At 35.8% G+C, this 16,136-nt stretch carries 15 protein-coding genes and 1 riboswitch; of the genes, 1 reads left to right on the forward strand and 14 read right to left on the reverse strand.

Annotation, left to right across the window (positions count from 1 at the left end):
• Positions 1–105 precede the first annotated feature (105 nt).
• The 7 genes from QA612_RS05390 to QA612_RS05420 form a co-directional block, all read right to left on the reverse strand.
• Positions 106–501, reverse strand: coding sequence for a hypothetical protein (locus QA612_RS05390; RefSeq protein ID WP_278282749.1), 396 nt, complete (start codon positions 499–501; stop codon positions 106–108).
• Positions 502–815: 314 nt separating this feature from the next.
• Positions 816–1,040, reverse strand: coding sequence for a helix-turn-helix domain-containing protein (locus tag QA612_RS05395; protein WP_088076137.1), 225 nt, complete (start codon positions 1,038–1,040; stop codon positions 816–818).
• A gap of 250 nt (positions 1,041–1,290) precedes the next feature.
• Entirely contained in the window at positions 1,291–1,755 is a 465-nt protein-coding gene (locus QA612_RS05400; protein ID WP_278282750.1) for an acyl-CoA thioesterase, read from the reverse strand.
• A gap of 143 nt (positions 1,756–1,898) precedes the next feature.
• Positions 1,899–2,660 carry a succinate dehydrogenase iron-sulfur subunit gene (gene sdhB / locus QA612_RS05405; protein ID WP_481804412.1) on the reverse strand — a complete coding sequence of 254 codons (762 nt, stop codon included), beginning with the start codon at positions 2,658–2,660 and terminating at the stop codon, positions 1,899–1,901.
• On the reverse strand, positions 2,660–4,429 hold the full coding sequence (sdhA, locus tag QA612_RS05410) for a succinate dehydrogenase flavoprotein subunit (RefSeq protein ID WP_278282751.1): 1,770 nt from the start codon (positions 4,427–4,429) through the stop codon (positions 2,660–2,662). The genes sdhB and sdhA overlap by 1 nt, the downstream gene beginning before the upstream one ends.
• Before the next feature lie 22 nt (positions 4,430–4,451).
• Entirely contained in the window at positions 4,452–5,060 is a 609-nt protein-coding gene (locus tag QA612_RS05415; protein WP_278282752.1) for a succinate dehydrogenase cytochrome b558 subunit, read from the reverse strand.
• Positions 5,061–5,456: 396 nt separating this feature from the next.
• On the reverse strand, positions 5,457–6,806 hold the full coding sequence (locus tag QA612_RS05420; protein ID WP_278282753.1) for a TrkH family potassium uptake protein: 1,350 nt from the start codon (positions 6,804–6,806) through the stop codon (positions 5,457–5,459).
• A gap of 334 nt (positions 6,807–7,140) precedes the next feature.
• Between QA612_RS05420 and QA612_RS05425 the strand changes: the two genes are divergently transcribed.
• Positions 7,141–7,584 carry a DUF2507 domain-containing protein gene (locus QA612_RS05425; protein WP_278282754.1) on the forward strand — a complete coding sequence of 148 codons (444 nt, stop codon included), beginning with the start codon at positions 7,141–7,143 and terminating at the stop codon, positions 7,582–7,584.
• Positions 7,585–7,708: 124 nt separating this feature from the next.
• Here the strand turns inward: QA612_RS05425 and QA612_RS05430 are convergent, their stop codons facing one another.
• The 7 genes from QA612_RS05430 to QA612_RS05460 all read right to left on the reverse strand — a co-directional run bounded on the left by QA612_RS05430 (position 7,709) and on the right by QA612_RS05460 (position 15,722).
• The gene (locus tag QA612_RS05430; protein WP_278282875.1) at positions 7,709–8,947 is read right to left on the reverse strand and encodes an aspartate kinase; all 1,239 of its coding nucleotides are present in this window, start codon (positions 8,945–8,947) and stop codon (positions 7,709–7,711) included.
• A gap of 390 nt (positions 8,948–9,337) precedes the next feature.
• Positions 9,338–9,517, reverse strand: a riboswitch (Lysine riboswitch).
• A 110-nt stretch (positions 9,518–9,627) separates the two neighbouring features.
• Positions 9,628–11,406, reverse strand: coding sequence for an excinuclease ABC subunit UvrC (gene uvrC / locus QA612_RS05435; RefSeq protein ID WP_278282755.1), 1,779 nt, complete (start codon positions 11,404–11,406; stop codon positions 9,628–9,630).
• A gap of 178 nt (positions 11,407–11,584) precedes the next feature.
• Complete coding sequence (gene trxA / locus QA612_RS05440) at positions 11,585–11,899, reverse strand: thioredoxin (protein ID WP_278282756.1); 315 nt, start codon at positions 11,897–11,899, stop codon at positions 11,585–11,587.
• Between the two features lie 271 nt (positions 11,900–12,170).
• The gene (locus QA612_RS05445; protein ID WP_278282757.1) at positions 12,171–13,148 is read right to left on the reverse strand and encodes an electron transfer flavoprotein subunit alpha/FixB family protein; all 978 of its coding nucleotides are present in this window, start codon (positions 13,146–13,148) and stop codon (positions 12,171–12,173) included.
• A gap of 19 nt (positions 13,149–13,167) precedes the next feature.
• Positions 13,168–13,938, reverse strand: coding sequence for an electron transfer flavoprotein subunit beta/FixA family protein (locus QA612_RS05450; RefSeq protein WP_278282758.1), 771 nt, complete (start codon positions 13,936–13,938; stop codon positions 13,168–13,170).
• A 389-nt stretch (positions 13,939–14,327) separates the two neighbouring features.
• Positions 14,328–15,107: an enoyl-CoA hydratase gene (locus QA612_RS05455; RefSeq protein ID WP_278282759.1), complete on the reverse strand. Its 780-nt coding sequence runs from the start codon at positions 15,105–15,107 to the stop codon at positions 14,328–14,330.
• Between the two features lie 24 nt (positions 15,108–15,131).
• Positions 15,132–15,722, reverse strand: a complete 591-nt coding sequence (locus QA612_RS05460) for a TetR/AcrR family transcriptional regulator (protein WP_278282760.1) — start codon at positions 15,720–15,722, stop codon at positions 15,132–15,134.
• Positions 15,723–16,136: the final 414 nt, after the last annotated feature.

Consider the following 16,136-nt stretch of genomic DNA (forward strand, 5'->3'; position numbering starts at 1 on the left):
TGGGCGGTCTATCCTGAAAATAAGAAGCTTTCTAGAAGCCCGGAAAACAGTGAAATAAGCAAATGAGGCATTCTAGAAACGGCTTGTCTACAAAAGGCAGGAAAATTATGAATTACTGTAGCTAAGAAGCTTTCCACTAATCCTTTGTACCTTTTGCTGGAACGCTGGATACTTCCTCTGTGCCCCCAAATCTCTTTTCCACTCTTTGCAGGAACGCTGGATACTTCCTCTGTTCCCACAAACCTCTTTTTCACTCTTTGCAGGAACGATGGACACTTCCTCTGTTCCCGCAAACCTCTTTTTCACTCTTTGCTGGAACGCTGGACACTTCCTCCGTGCCTGCAAATCTCTTTTCCACTCTTTGCAGGCACGCTGGATACTTCCTCTGTTCCCGCAAACCTCTTTTTCACTCTTTGCTGGAACGCTGGATACTTCCTCTGTTCCCGCAAATCTCTTTTCCACTCTTTGCAGGAACGCTGGACACTTCCTCCGTGCCTGCAAATCTCTTTTCCACTCTTTGCAGGAACGATGGACCCTTCCTCTGTGCCTGCAAGCAGTGTTTATGCAATTTGCAGTATAATTGGACCAAACCAGACGACATCAAGGTTATAAATTCATAAGATGTGATTGCTGTGTCAAAACATTTTCATGCGTCATGGTGCAAATCATGCTTGCATGGGAAGTCTACTTGTTTTTTTATGTTAACATTGTTTCATAAAAGCTTATGAAATTTTTTCCGATCATTAAGTATTAAAAATTGTGTATTTAATCTAAAAAATTGTAAAACCGGCTTCATAAAATGAAGCCGGCCAACATTAAATCTTTAGTTCCCCTAATCTAACCAATTCAATAACTGCTTGTGAGCGCCCCTTAACTCCAAGCTTTTGCATCGTATTCGAAATATGATTACGTACTGTTTTTTCACTAATAAATAGTTGTGCTGCGATCTCCTTTGTAGTCTTATCCTGAACGAGTAGTTCAAAAACTTCCCGTTCCCGTTTTGTTAATAACGGCTTTGGTCGGAACTCGTGTTCTTTCAATACTTTCACCCTTTCTTGCATGGGTTGCTTCATCAAAATACATTTCGATAGTATTTAGTCATCATTATCTTATGTCAAAAAGGGAAATGCTGTGACATAACATTGCTAGGCAAAAGTATTTTTTTATTACATTTTAATTTATGTCTAACCTTATTTATTAGGCGGTGTTATTCTGAAGAATTTCCAGAGTTAGGAAGGCACAGAGGAACCAAAAATTATCCATTGTATTTTTTCAGTGAAATAGTTAATTTTAATCAATTGAGAAGTGATTGGCTTCTAATAGTTTTCTACTACTTTCACTCCAAGGTGTCGCTACTCCTGTAGCACGAGAGACTTGAACCATCTTTCCTCTTCCTGTCATACATACTTCTCCTACACTATTCGTTATCATATAATGAAGATCTACAGATGTTTTTCCAATCATATTGATTTTAACACTCACTTCAATATTTTCATCAAAATAAACTTGTTTCTTATAGTCACACTGTAAGTCAGCTGTTACTGGAATTAATTTCCCCTTCTTTGAAAACCATTCCTCCGAAAGACCAATATCCTTAAAGTAATTTATCCGTCCTTCTTCAAAATAGACAAAAGCTATTGTATTGTTTACATGACCGAAGGCATCTGTTTCAGAAAAACGAACCGTAATTGGATAACTATACTTAAATGAATTCTTCCATTTCGAAAAATCTCCTATATAAAGAATATTTGCCATAATATTCCACCTCATATTATATTGTATTCTATTGGTCTTTCGGTTAATCAGAAATATACGTAACCACCACAAAAAATGAATGATTATTCATTCATTGATATTTTAAAGAAAAGGGACTCTTTGTCCCTTTTCTTTAAACATACTTAGATATTGTCACTTCCAAAGAAATTCTTAAATGATTGCAACGTTGTTTCTCTATTCAATGAAGCAATAGATGTGGTCAATGGTATACCTTTAGGACAGGCTTGAACACAGTTTTGTGAGTTACCACAGTTTGTGATTCCACCATCTCCATCCATGATAGTTTGTAGTCTTTCACCTTTATGCATACCACCTGTTGGATGTGCATTAAACAATCGAACTTGTGAAAGGGCAGCTGGTCCTATAAATTCTGATTTACTGTTAACATTCGGACAAGCTTGTAAACAAACACCACAAGTCATACATTTTGATAGTTCATATGCCCATTGGCGTTTAGGCTCTGGCATACGAGGTCCAGGTCCAAGATCGTATGTCCCATCAATTGGAACCCAAGCTTTCACTCTTTTTAGAGAGTCAAACATTCGACTACGATCCACAACTAAGTCTCTAGAAACTGGGAAAGTATTCATTGGTTCTAGTCGAATTGGTTGTTCAAGGTGATCGATTAGAGCAGTACAGGATTGACGTGGCTTTCCATTGATAACCATGGAACATGCACCACATACTTCTTCTAAACAACTTGCGTCCCAGGAAACTGGTGTAGTTTCCTCTCCTTGAGCATTAATAGGATTACGACGAATTTCCATTAAAGCAGAAATAACATTCATATTCTCTCGATAAGGAATACTAAACTCCTCTTTATACGGTTTACTGTCATGATCCTTTTGACGAGTAATAACTAAGCGAATGGTTTTATCGGACATTATTTTTCACCCGCTTTCTTTTTAGAAGTATAGTCACGTTTACGAGGTTTAATTAGTGAAATATCTACTTCTTCATATTCAAAGTCTGGCCCATGACTATCTGGATTGAATTTTGCTTTCGTTGTTTTTAACCATTCCTCGTCATTTCGATCTGGGAACTCAGGCTTGTAATGAGCACCACGACTTTCATTTCGGTTGTATGCACCTAATGTAATAACTCTTGATAAACTTAACATACTATCTAATTGTCTAACGAATGCTGCACTTTGGTTGCTCCATTTAGCAGTATCTTCAATATTAATATTCTTAAATCTTTCCATTAACTCTTGAATCTTTTCATCTGTTTCAAGAAGCTTTTTGTTTTCACGAACAACTGTTACATTATCCGTCATCCATTGACCAAGCTCTTGATGAAGCTTAAAGGCATTCTCTGTACCTTTCATGTTTAAGATCTCATCAAAATTATCTTGATCTTTCTTTAATTGTGCATCAAAGACATCGGAAGATAGATCTTCACTTGATTTTTCAAGACCTTGAATATATTCAATTGCTTTCGGACCAGCAACCATACCTCCATATATTGCAGAAAGTAAGGAGTTAGCTCCTAAACGGTTTGCACCATGCTGAGAATAATCACACTCACCAGCTGCAAAAAGTCCTGGTATATTCGTCATTTGATTATAATCTACCCAAAGCCCTCCCATAGAATAATGGACAGCTGGGAATATTTTCATTGGAACCTTACGTGGATCGTCACCCATGAATTTTTCATAGATTTCCATAATTCCACCAAGTTTAATGTCTAACTCTTTTGGATCTTTGTGAGATAGGTCTAAATAAACCATGTTTTCTCCATTAATCCCTCGTTTTAAGTCAACACATACGTGGAATATTTCACGAGTAGCAATATCACGAGGTACTAAGTTTCCGTACGCTGGATATTTTTCCTCTAAGAAATACCATGGCTTCCCATTTTCATCATAAGTCCATACTCGTCCACCTTCACCACGTGCTGATTCACTCATGAGACGAAGCTTGTCATCCCCCGGAATAGCTGTTGGGTGGATTTGAATAAACTCACCGTTTGCATAATATGCACCTTGCTCATAGACAGCGGCTGCAGCATATCCAGTGTTTATCATGGAATTAGTAGATTTACCAAAAATAATTCCAGGACCACCAGTTGCTAAAATTACTGCATCTGCTCTAAATGATTCCATTTCAGCAGTTTGCAAGTTTTGTGCTGTGATCCCACGACAGACACCATCATCATCTAGGATTGCATGGAGAAATTCCCATCCTTCATATTTCGTTACTAACCCTGCTACTTCGTGTCTACGTACTTGTTCATCTAAAGCATATAATAATTGTTGACCAGTTGTAGCACCAGCGAATGCTGTTCGATGATGCTGTGTTCCTCCAAAACGACGTAAAGCTAATAAACCTTCTCCTGTTCGGTTAAACATAACTCCCATTCTATCCATTAAATGAATAATTCCAGGGGCTGCGTCACACATAGCTTTAACTGGAGGTTGGTTTGCTAAGAAGTCTCCTCCATATATTGAATCATCAAAGTGCTCCCATGTAGAATCACCTTCACCCATCGTATTTAATGCACCATTAATTCCACCTTGGGCACATACTGAATGGGATCGCTTTACAGGTACTACGGAAAATAGTTCGACGGCTACTCCAGCTTCGGCTGCTTTAATCGTCGCCATTAGACCAGCTAGGCCACCGCCAACAACGATAATTTTACCTTTGCTCATTCCAAACACTCCTTCTCTTTGACTACACAAATGCTAAAATTGCGCGAATACCGATGTAAGTTAATACGATAAAAATTGCAACAGTGATATACGTAAAGATTTGTTGTGAACGTGGAGAAACGGCAATCCCCCAAGAAACAACAAATGACCATAATCCGTTTGCAAAGTGGAACGTTGCTGAAACTATCCCAATAATATACAAAATAAGTGCAATTGGATTATCTACAATATTGGCCATCATATCGTAATTCACTTCAGCTCCAAATGCTTTTTGAATACGTGTATCCCAAACATGCCAAGCGATAAAGATTATTAATATTACACCTGTAATACGCTGTAATCGGAACATCCAGTTCCTGAAATAGCTATATGTAGACGTATTGTGTTTTGCTTGAAATGCAATGTAAAGTCCATAAATACCATGAAAAAGTATTGGTATATATATTAAAGCAAATTCTAAAAATAATAAGAATGGCAGACTTTCCATAAATTGAGTAGCCTGATTGTATGTTTCTTCACCTTGTACGGCAGTATAGTTAATCATGAAGTGAACAATTAAAAAGGCTCCAATAGGAATGACGCCCAACAAAGAATGTAGTTTTCGATTAAAAAAATCACGATTCGTGGACATTAAACTCTCCCCTTGTAAGTAGTTTTTTCTTTAAATAAACTCTCCTAATCTTTTTTCTTAATATATACCTCCTTTTTTTAGATTCACATATAAACATTATTCTAACATTGTCAATCTAGAAAATCACGTAAGTTTGTATAAAGTGTGACAAATTCATTTTACCCTTCGATTACAAGTACGTCAAGAAAGCGGATACAGTCTAATTTTAACAGAAATACGTACAACACGACACAATCTTTTAAATTTTCTGTTTTTAAATAATAATTTCAAAGAAAATTTCATTAATGAAAATGTATTTTTATTAATGAAGTTATTATATTTCCCCTTTAAAAGCGCAAAACAAAAAGGCACCATAATTTTACTACGATACCTTTTTGTTCATAATATTCATTTAAATTATCCAATAATAATTCTCTCTGTTGGATATTTGTAGTGACTTTTCTTTTCCCGACCTCGGATTGAGAATAAAAATGCAATAAGACCTACTCGACCAATCAGCATCATGATCATTAATGTAATTTGACTCGGTAAAGATAAATTTGATGTTATCCCCATAGACAATCCACAGGTTCCAAATGCTGAGCTTACTTCAAATATAATAGCCATTAGCTCAATATCATTACCGTGCTCAAAGGCACTTACTAAAATAAACGCACTGAATAGCATCACGATAAATACTGAAAGAACAATGAATGCTTTTTGCCTATCTTCTTGATGTATTTCTCGACCAAAAGCCTTTACATCCGTACGGCCTAATGCAAAGCTTCTAATAGTTAAAAACATAACAGCTAGAGTTGTTGTTCGAATACCTCCACCAACGCTTGAAGGGCTAGCTCCGATAATCATTAAGGCAGATAAAAATAATAGACTTGCAAGCGTTAACTGAGAAATTTCCATTGTTGCTAAACCACCACTCCTTGCGGTGGCTGAATTAAATAATGAAAAAAACAGCTGTTGATGCCAACTCAATCCTTCATAGAAAGCATTACGTTCTATTAGCCAAAGACCAACAAAACCAATAATAAAGACAATAAAATAGGTTGCTACTGCAATCTTAGTAAACAAACTAAATCGAAAGCTTCTATCTTTCGTGGTAAAATATTCCTTTAATTCCATTAAAACCGGAAATCCAATAGCTCCTGCAAATATTAAAAGAATGTTTACCATTTGGACAAAATAGTCATCTGCAAAAGGAATTAATGAAGCTCCAGTTACATCAAATCCAGCATTTGTAAAAGCTGAAAGAGCACCAAATGCTCCTTGATAATAAGCCTCTCGTGCTGTATCAAAATAATTTAAATAATATGTACCAAGAACAAAAGCTCCTATTAGCTCAATTCCTAATGCAACGAATAAAATTCCTCTCATTAAACTAACTAATCCTGAGAAAGCGATTTGATTCTGGTCGACCATAATTAATAATCGTTGAGATAAGACAATTTTCCTTCCAAATACCATCCACACAAATGTTCCCAATGTCATAATTCCTATGCCACCAAGTTGGATTGCAAGAGCTAAAAAAAACACCCCTACTCCACTGTACGTTTCTGATACATTCACCACAGTTAATCCCGTTACACTAACTGCACTTACAGAAGTAAACAGTGCTTCTGAATAAGAAACAGTTACTCCTGGTTGTGATGATATTGGCAAATATAATAGAAAACTAAAAACAAACATAGCAATAACATATGAAATAACAATAATTCGAAAAGGACTTAAAAATTTATTTAATCCTAATTTCATTTTACTATACCTCCGATAATAAATACGGAGTTAGTATATCATGTGATTAGTTCTATTACCATATTTATCAATATTATCATGCATCTAAAACCATTTATTCCCTTCCCAATAAAGTCCTTTAGGATTAGGAAAACATTTTTAATTTTTTTATCATAATAAAACAGGTCTGTGGTAAGATGATAAAGGATACTTTCAGTAAAAATATCATTATTGCAACAGTGGAATAACAAAAGTAAGAACCATTTTATATCTTACTTTATAAAAATTATACATATATTAATTCAAACAAGAGTTACAGTAAATAAATGATTACGCTATGAAGGATGATCTTTTAATGAAAAATAAAAAACAGTGGATTGACACCGTAGAAGAAATGAATGTAGACGTATCTGCATTTAGTAATCACCTGTTACGCCATGTATTACTACCAGAGCTATTAGGAGAGGAAGAAGAAAGTTTATTATATTGGGCTGGAAAATCAATTGCAAGGAAAGTGAATGTCGAAAATTTTGAAGATTTACCAGCTTTTTTTGAAAAAGCAAATTGGGGCCAATTAACTCTTGTCAAAGAAAAACGAAACGAAAGAATCTTTGAGCTTATTTCTCCTCTAATGCATCATAACCGTCCATTTACATTAGAATGTGGTTTCTTAGCATGTTGGACGGAAATGAATGAAGGCTTTATTACAGAAGCAACTTCCGAGCTAAAAAAGAAAAATCCTTGTACATGCAGAATAATCGTTCGCTGGGATCTTAAGGATTCTCTAATACAAGAATAGGAATTGTTAACTCGTACCATTAAAAAATGTTAATATTCAAGTATCAAAAGGAACCTAGCTTTAGCTAGGTTCCTTTCTTATTTTTAAATCCAAAAAATACAAAGGTTATGAAACTCGGAAAAATTTACGATGTTACCTTCGATGCTTCTTTTACATCCAATTCAAACGCTGTATGCAGTGCATCAACTGCTTTAACCATATCAGCTTCGGGTACTACAACAGAGACTTTGATTTCAGATGTACTTACCATCTTAATAGAAACCTGCTGCTCAGATAATACGTTAAACATTGTAGCTGCAACACCAGGATTTGAGACCATTCCAGATCCAACAATAGACACTTTTGATAAGTTATCTTCATGACGAATATCATTATAGCCCAATTTCTCTTGACTTTCTTCAAGAACTTTTAGAGCATCCTTCAGTTCATGTGTTTGAACAGAGAACGATACATTCATCTCATTTTTTCCTGTCATTTGCTGAATAATAATATCTACGTCTATTTTTGCGTCAGCAAGGGTTGAGAATAGCTTTGACATTGTATCGAATTCATTCGGTAATTGTTCTATAGTAATTTTTGTAACGGCTCCTTCAAACGCCAGCCCTCTAACCACTAAATTTTGTTCCATTGATGCTTCCTCCTCCACAATCGTTCCTTCCTTATCAATCGTGCTTGATCGTACAATTAAAGGTATATTATAGTTCTTTGCAAATTCAACAGCTCTTGGATGTAAAACTCCTGCTCCAAGATTCGCAAGCTCTAACATTTCATCGTATGAAATACTGGACAATTGACGTGCTTTTTTTGCTGTTCTTGGATCGCACGTGTAAACACCTGTTACGTCTGTATAAATGGAACAAGATTCTGCTTTTAGAGCAGCAGCTAATGCAACTGCAGAAGTATCTGAACCTCCACGACCTAAAGTCGTTATTTCTCCACCCTCAGACAAACCTTGGAATCCGGCTACAATAACCGCTTTTCCACTATTTAAATAGGATTCTATTCTTTCTGTATCAATCCCTGTAATTCTAGCATTTTGGTGTACTGGCTCTGTTTTAATACCTGCCTGCCAGCCTGTTAGTGAAACAGCATCAATTCCCATTTCCTTTAATGCCATTACCATTAATGACATGGTTACTTGTTCACCAGTACTTAGGAGCATATCCATTTCTCGTTTATCAGGGGAATCACTAATATCTTGAGCAAGCTCCACGAGAGAATCGGTAGACTTCCCCATTGCAGAAACGACAGTAACGACACCATTACCTGCTTCCATTTCTCTTTTAACCTTCTCAGCTGCTCTTTTAATTTTTGTAACATCTCCTACAGAAGTCCCTCCGAACTTCTGAACAACCGTTGCCAACATGAACGCCTCCTCTTTTGATTCAACCATTCCTATACTATCTACTCTAAAGTGATCCATAATAGAACTAAACATTGGATCTTTCCAGTTAATGAAGTAGAATTGACGAACGAACTCACGGACCAACATAAACGTCTAGGTTACAGAACATATAAAGTGCTAAAAAGTAGTACTGTGTTTATTACAATTATTATGTAGCAAAATAATGTGGCAATGTAGACACGTACATTTAACGTAAACCCTGATTCATTTGCTCTTTTAAACATTAATATTGAATTCCCTTCAAGAACACAAGAATGTTCTTTTACAACAACTAAATAAAAACGACAGTAGGAACGTAATCCCACTGTCGAATACGACTTAAACGATTATAATAGTTAATAAGTCGCTCCGTGAGATAGTTCTCCACACAGATATACTGTGCGACAGCTCTGCATTTATTCAATACAGTGCCAGAAGATTGGTTTTGAGAAAACAATCCTCTTCGGCGAATCCCCCTTTCCACTATCTTCAATGAAGCTCAACCTTCTCCGATAGTGTAGTCATGGTTTTCGCACCTCTACCTTCACTCCATAAGAGCAGAAGTATGGAATTAGAAAGTAATAAATAATTACTTTTCTATTGTAAAAGCAAAACTCGTATATGAGTGTAACAAATTCTAACACCCTTGACAATTTCCATTATTCTCTCTCTTCTTTTATTTTATCGTATAAAGCTTTAGCAGCTAACTTTGGTATACCTACTCCTTCAATTTCCTCAATATTAGCTTCCTTTAATCGTTTTAATGAACCGAAATGCTTAAGAAGACTTCTTTTTCTTTTCTCTCCAATTCCTTCCACATCATCTAAAATAGATGAAAACATAGATTTTTTACGAATATTTCGGTGGAAAGAAATCGCAAAGCGATGAACCTCGTCTTGAATTCGTTGTAATAAATAAAATTCATCACTTGTTTTCTTCAGGCTAACTACCTTTGGTGGGTCTCCAATCATTAGCTGAGATGTTCGATGCTTTTCGTCTTTTACTAGCCCACAAACCGGTATGGCTAAACTTAATTCATCTTCAAGGACGCTTTGCGCTGCTGAAATTTGCCCTTTTCCACCATCAATCACAATTAAATCAGGTAAAGGGGAGTCCTCTTTCAATAAACGAGAATAGCGTCTCCGAACAACTTCCCGCATAGATTCGTAATCATCTGGTCCTGTCACGCCCTTAATTTTATATTTTCGGTAGCTCTTTTTATCTGGTTTTCCATCAAGAAAGGAAATCATTGCAGAAACAGGATCAACACCTTGGATATTTGAGTTGTCAAAAGCTTCAATACGGTGAGGTGTCTCAATTTGAAGAGCTTCTCCTAAGCGTTCTACCGCTACAACGGTTTTCTGTTCATCTCGTTCAATCAAATCAAATTTTTCTTTTAAAGCAATTTGAGCATTTTTACTTGCTAGTTTAACTAATTCCCTTTTCTTTCCTTTTTTAGGCTGCAATGTTTTAATACTCAAAAATTCAGAAATAATATTTTCATTAATTTTTTCTGGAACCAGTATTTCCTTTGGTTTCCGATGTTGATCATCAAGATAAAATTGACCAATGTATGTGTAAAAATCATCCTCTGGATCTTGATACATTGGAAATAAAGAAACATCCCTTTCAATTAATTTCCCTTGTCTAATAAAGAAAACTTGAACACACATCCACCCTTTATCTACGGAAAAACCAAACACATCTCGATCCACTTCATCTGTTAACGTCATTTTCTGTTTCTCCATAACTGCTTCAATATGTTGCACTTGATCTCTTAGTTCTTTGGCTCTTTCGAAGTTCAACTCCTCAGAGGCTGCAAACATCTTTTTGGTTATTTCTGCTTTTATATCTTTATGTCCTCCATTTAAAAACCTCGTTATTTCATTTACCATTTCCTGATTTTTTTCATTGGAAACTTCAAATTCACAAGGAGCTAAACATTGACCAATATGATAATAAAGGCATACCCGATCCGGTAATGTTCTACATTTTCTTAATGGATAAAGGCGATCTAACAGCTTTTTCGTTTCATTTGCTGCATGAACATTAGGGTAGGGACCAAAGTACTTCCCACCATCCTTTTTAATCTTTCGTGTCGTTATCAATCTCGGATGCTCTTCTTTTGTAATTTTTAAGTAGGGATAGCTTTTATCATCTTTTAATAACACGTTGTACCGTGGTTCATGCTTTTTAATAAGATTTTGCTCTAATATTAATGCTTCCATATTGGAGGTGGTAACGATATATTCAAAATCTCGAATTTCACTGACGAGACGTTGCGTTTTTTTATCATGTGTTCCGGAAAAATAAGATCGGACCCGATTTCGAAGCATCTTCGCTTTTCCTACGTAAATAATCGTTCCGTGCTTGTTTTTCATTAAATAACAGCCAGGTTGTGCTGGTAATAATGAAATTTTCTCCTTTAATTCTGACATGTTTCTCTTCTCCCCTTTTACTTCGACTATCTCGTTAAATTATACAATATATTTTTTGTATACCGTAATCCATATATCCCCATACGAAAGGTAATGTGCCCTTTCTTCATAGAAAAATTTGAATATGCAAAAAGAGGATTGAACAAGAAATGTTCAATCCTCTCTTCTTTAAATTATATTAAACGTGTTTGTTTAATAATGTAGCTAATTGCTCTTTAGGTTGAAAACCTACTACTTGATCCACCACTTCTCCATCCTTTAAAACAAGTAAAGTAGGGATACTCATGACACCAAATTTCCCAGCAGTTTCTTGATTTTCATCTACATCTAACTTTGCAATTTTAACTTTATCTCCCATTTCACTATCTAGTTCTTCAAGAACTGGTGCGATCATTTTACAAGGTCCACACCACGGAGCCCAAAAGTCTACTAAGACAACACCTTGACTTGTTTCATTTGAAAAATTTTGGTCTGTTACATTCACAATTGCCATTAAGATTCCTCCTCATAAATAAAAAACATTTTTCCTTAACGGAATTATACCATTGCTGTATAATCTACAAAAATAATTTGCTTATGTTTGTAATTACATGATTCCATTTCGTTCACAGTTTCTATCATATATAACATACCCTCTCAAAGCAAAAAAAATGCTTCATTTGTTATTTATGCCCCTATCTATTGAAAGGAAAAAGGGCTTAATTAAAGTACAGGTTCCTTTTCCTATACCTTCATTAAGCCCCCTAATAAAAGGACATTTCATTTTACTTTTGCACAAGGACCTTCTTAAATTCTTCTGTTAGCTTGGGAACAACGTCAAACAGGTCTCCTACAATACCGTAGTCTGCTAACTGAAAGATTTCAGCCTCTGGATCTTTATTAATAGCTACTATTACTTTTGAATTTGACATACCTGCAACATGTTGTATTGCTCCACTAATACCAACTGCAATATAAAGATCAGGTGTTACTACCTTTCCTGTTTGCCCTATTTGTAATGCATAATCACAATATTCTGCATCACATGCACCACGGGATGCCCCTACGGCTGCACCTAATACACCAGCTAATTCTTCTAAAATCGTAAAATTTTCCTTCCCCTTCATACCTCGACCACCAGCAACAATAACCGCTGCTTCTGAGAGATCAACACCAGTTGACGTATTCTTTACAACTTCTTTAACAATTGTTTGTAAATCCAATATCTCTACATCAACACTCTCAATTTCACCGTTTCTTGAGTCATCCTTTTCTAATGCATTAATATTGTTTGGTCTGAAGGTAGCAAATAAGATTCCGTCCTTTACAACAACTTTTTCAAAGGCTTTTCCTGAATAAATTGGACGACTAAAGACAACTTCTTCCCCTACTACTTCAATCGAAGTTACATCGGAAACTAAGCCTGACTGAATTCGACTAGCTAATTTAGGAGATATATCTCGCCCAATGGATGTATGACCTAAAAAAATTCCATCTGGTTCTTCTTGTTCAATGACATGGTGAAAAGCTTGTGCATAACCTTCAGGGGTATAATGGGCAAGCTTTTCATCCTCTACAACTACGACTCGATCTGCGCCATAAGCGATCATTATCTTTCCAAAACTCTTGACATCTTCACCTAATAATACACCTACAATTTCACCACCATTAGATATCTCTTTCGCAGCAGCAATGGTTTCGAAGGATACATTTCGAAATGCTCCATCTTTTATTTCTCCAAACACAAGCATTTTTTTTTCCATTTTACCTATCCCCCTCTTGTTATATCACTTTAGCTTCTGATTTTAATAAGCTTACCAGTTCTTTCACTTGATCATCTAAATCCCCTTCCAGTATTTTTCCAGCTTTCTTTTCAGGAGGTAAATAGCGATCTACTGTCTTTGTTTTACCTTCTACATCCTCTTCCTCAAGATCAAGATCATCTAAGTCTAATTCTTCAAGCGGCTTCTTTTTCGCCTTCATAATACCCGGCAGTGAAGGATAACGTGGTTCATTTAACCCTTGCTGGGCAGTTACTAAAATAGGCAAGGAAACTTCTACCGTTACTTGATCTCCCTCCACATCTCTTTCGATTGTGGCTTTTCCATTCTCAATTTCTATTTTCACAATGGATGAAACATGGTTAATTCCAAGCTTCTCTGCTAGTCTAGGTCCAACTTGACCAGAACCACCGTCTACTGCAACATTACCACCTAAAATAATATCAATCTCTTTCTCTTGAAAGTATGCTCCTAATAATGCTTCCGTTGAAAACGGGTCTCCGTCCTCTATTTCTTCGTTTTCTATTAGTACCGCCTTGTCTGCACCCATAGCTAACCCTGTTCGAAGCTGTTTTTCACTCTCCTCGTCCCCAACTGTTATGAGAGTTACTTCTCCACCATGCTCCTCACGTAGTTGGATTGCTTCTTCGATTGCATATTCATCATAAGGATTAATAATAAATTCAGCACCGTCATCGACAATTTCACTGTTCTCAATCTGAATTTTTTCTTCCGTATCAAACGTTCTTTTTAGAATAACAAAGATATTCACTCCAATACCCCTCCTATAATTTAAATTGTCTTGAAAATTTTATTTTTTATAAATATTCAAACTTTTCGATGTAAAAAAATACATGGTGCAAATATCCACTTGCATAGGAAGTCTATCCTGAAAATAGAAACGGTTCAGTAGTGGAAGGCAGCGACTCCAGTGGGATCAGCACGAGTCCGAAAATCCCCTAGCACTTACCGAGTAAGTGCTAGGAAGTTGAGGTCGTGCCCCACGCAGCCAGGACGGCAGGATTACGCCGTTGCCCACAGGACGTGGGCTGATCTTAGGTGTAATTGGACTGCCTGCAACGGATGAACCTCCTTGATGAGTATTTTCGCACGTTCACTAGATTGGATTGAAACTACACCATACCAACCTTCTGTTTATAGCTATGAATCTCTAAATTTTGGTTTTCTTTTCTCAATAAATGCTTGGATTCCTTCTTTTGCATCCTTTGTGTTTGACACTTCGCCAAATCTCTTAGCCTCTTGTTTACAAGCTGTCTCGAAATCTACTTGATCAAACATACTAATTAATTCTAAAGCAAACTTTATAGAGGTTCTCCCTTTTTCACAAATTTTTGTAGCAATACTCATTGCTTCTCTTAATAAGTCCTCTTTAGGAACAGAATACGTTGCTAGACCACATGACATAGCTTCCTCCCCTGTAATAGGTTTAGAAGTAAGTATCATTTCTGTTGCCTTTGTTTTACCAACGTATCGAGGTAGACGCTGTGTTCCTCCAAATCCAGGTATCAATCCTAATTGGAGTTCTGGAAGACCCAATTTGGCATCATTCGATACAATTCGTATATGACAAGCCATGGCTAGTTCCAAACCACCACCTAATGCTGCTCCATGTATGGCACAAATAACAGGCTTTGAAAACGCTTCAATTTTATTGAACACCTTCTGTCCAAATCTAGACATTTGTTGGAACGATTCCCCAGTTGCATGTGTAAATTCTTTTATATCTGCTCCGGCAGCAAAAAAATTACCTTCTCCATGAATAAGAACGACTTTTACATTTTCATCCTGTAACAAATAATCAAATAATGAATCTAGTTCGTGAATCATTCCTTGATTTATGGCATTAGCTGGTGGATGATTCAATGTGACTAAAGCTACACCTTCATCATACGATACATGCAAGTGCTCAAACTCAGTCAAATTACGTTCCCCCTTTATCCCTTATTAATTATTTGATTTTAAACCTGTTAAAAGCATGTTACATAAAGGTTTAGCTAATGGTACTAATTCATATCGATGCTCCTTCATCACCCAATTCGTAACAACTTCATCTATTGCACCGAAGATTACTTGACGGGCCAAACGATGGTCTAACGACTTGGGAAAAAATCCATTATCCATTCCTTCTAGTAAGATAGTATCAATTAGTCCTAGGTAACCTTTTAGAACTTTATTAATTCTAGATCTTAATTGAATATTGGATTGCCTAATTTCTAGCTGTGTTACGATAGCTAAATTGTGATCTGCTTCTAACTGACGTAAATGCATTTCAATTAGTAGCAAAAGTTTTTCTTCGATAGTAAGGTCTTTCGTTAATTGTTCTTTACTTTTTTCCACAAAAAGACCCATTTTTTCTTCAAATAATGAAATTAATATATCTTCTTTGTTTTTAAAATATAAATATATAGTTCCATCCGCAACACCAGCTTCTTTAGCAATTTTGGAAACTTGTGAATGATGATACCCGTTTTGCGCAATTACTTTGACAGCTGCATTTATTATTAGATCAAATTTTTGTCCTCTTTTTTTACCCATATTCTCTTTCCCTTCTTAAATCATTACAGTTAAAATGAATGATTATTCATTCATAATTTAATTTTAATTTATCCCTTTCATTATGTCAAATAAAGATTAGGAAAGTAAATAACAACATAGAGAGTACAAATTCATTTTCACCCAATAATATATCACATTACACAAAATAACCTATAGCCTATACAAGAACATATTACATGCATACAATGTATTACAATCTCTGATGAAAGGTGGTGGAAATACGTTATAACCTAAATAAACGGTTATAATTCTACACCATGCTCATCATATTAACTTTAGTATTATTCATATTATTAGTCATTGTGGCTGGATTTTTGTTATTTGATAAGTATTAATGTTTCCTTTAAAAGAGGGAGTCAATAAAGGTAGATGGAAAAACCTTCATGACTCCCT

It is taken from the genome of Evansella sp. AB-P1, from assembly GCF_029688925.1.
Lineage (GTDB): Bacteria > Bacillota > Bacilli > Bacillales > Salisediminibacteriaceae > Evansella.

What these genes read in the sequence shown, in the direction of transcription:
- QA612_RS05400 (WP_278282750.1), bottom strand. Translation starts at nt 1,755, where the DNA reads ATGGCAAATATTCTTTATATAGGAGATTTTTCGAAATGGAAGAATTCA.
- sdhB (WP_481804412.1), bottom strand. Translation starts at nt 2,660, where the DNA reads ATGTCCGATAAAACCATTCGCTTAGTTATTACTCGTCAAAAGGATCAT.
- sdhA (WP_278282751.1), bottom strand. Translation starts at nt 4,429, where the DNA reads ATGAGCAAAGGTAAAATTATCGTTGTTGGCGGTGGCCTAGCTGGTCTA.
- QA612_RS05415 (WP_278282752.1), bottom strand. Translation starts at nt 5,060, where the DNA reads ATGTCCACGAATCGTGATTTTTTTAATCGAAAACTACATTCTTTGTTG.
- QA612_RS05420 (WP_278282753.1), bottom strand. Translation starts at nt 6,806, where the DNA reads ATGAAATTAGGATTAAATAAATTTTTAAGTCCTTTTCGAATTATTGTT.
- QA612_RS05425 (WP_278282754.1), top strand. Translation starts at nt 7,141, where the DNA reads ATGAAAAATAAAAAACAGTGGATTGACACCGTAGAAGAAATGAATGTA.
- uvrC (WP_278282755.1), bottom strand. Translation starts at nt 11,406, where the DNA reads ATGTCAGAATTAAAGGAGAAAATTTCATTATTACCAGCACAACCTGGC.
- trxA (WP_278282756.1), bottom strand. Translation starts at nt 11,899, where the DNA reads ATGGCAATTGTGAATGTAACAGACCAAAATTTTTCAAATGAAACAAGT.
- QA612_RS05445 (WP_278282757.1), bottom strand. Translation starts at nt 13,148, where the DNA reads ATGGAAAAAAAAATGCTTGTGTTTGGAGAAATAAAAGATGGAGCATTT.
- QA612_RS05460 (WP_278282760.1), bottom strand. Translation starts at nt 15,722, where the DNA reads ATGGGTAAAAAAAGAGGACAAAAATTTGATCTAATAATAAATGCAGCT.